Genomic DNA, 448 nt, shown 5'->3' on the forward strand with positions numbered 1-448 from the left:
GGCGGCGAGGCCGCGCCCGTCGTGGTGCATCCAGGCCACGCCGGCGCTGAGGGCCTCGTGCGTGTAGTTCGCGGCGATCCCGTAGGCGCGGTTCCGTGCGAAGCGGCCGGCGCCGTTCGACAGCGCATAGAGGCCGCCGAAGCTGAAGCCGCCGTAGCTGGCGCTGGCGTATTTCACCGCGTTGGCGGCCAGGTAGGTGCTGTTGGCGTTGTCGTTGTCGAAGGGATGGGCGAAGGCGGTGCCGCCCGTGCCGCCGGTCAGCGTGAACGGCGCGGCGTAGTCGTGGATCAGGTCGTATTGATGGCCGAGCGTGAGCGTGCCGAGTCGATCCGATTGCAGGCCGACATAGCTCGGGTGATCGATCAACTGGCTGCCGGCGGTGACGGTGAAGCCGCGCTCCAGCCGGAACAGCGCCTTGGCGCCGCCGCCGAGATTCTCGCTGCCCTGC

General features: G+C 69.6%; 1 protein-coding gene. It reads right to left on the reverse strand.

The genetic code is table 11. The annotated features are described in order from the left end of the window. A partial coding sequence (locus tag FQ755_RS15585) for a porin (RefSeq protein WP_260858614.1) occupies window positions 1-448 on the reverse strand: 448 nt, incomplete at both ends.

The sequence above is a fragment of the Paraburkholderia sp. BCC1885 genome, from assembly GCF_900996235.1.
GTDB lineage: Bacteria > Pseudomonadota > Gammaproteobacteria > Burkholderiales > Burkholderiaceae > Paraburkholderia.